Raw genomic sequence first — 244 nt, forward strand, 5'->3', positions numbered from 1 at the left:
ATAACCGGCAGCATCGCCGGGATTACCGTTCAGTGATGCCGACGAACCTGTATGGACCTAACGACAATTTCCATAAAGATAATTCCCATGTGATCCCTGCGCTATTGCGTCGTTTTCATGAAGCCACCCAACGGGATGACAAGTATGTTGAGGTTTGGGGTAGTGGAAAACCCATGCGTGAATTTTTGCATGTCGATGATATGGCGGCAGCAAGCATCCATGTGATGGAGTTAGACAATGAGGT

General features: G+C 48.0%; 1 protein-coding gene. It reads left to right on the plus strand.

Annotation, left to right across the window (positions count from 1 at the left end; genetic code table 11):
* The coding region (locus FDX22_RS32120) for an NAD-dependent epimerase/dehydratase family protein (RefSeq protein WP_255433067.1) at positions 1 to 244 on the plus strand (244 nt) is incomplete at both ends.

This window comes from Citrobacter sp. TBCS-14, from assembly GCF_005280805.1.
Taxonomy (GTDB): Bacteria; Pseudomonadota; Gammaproteobacteria; order Enterobacterales; family Enterobacteriaceae; genus Citrobacter; species Citrobacter gillenii.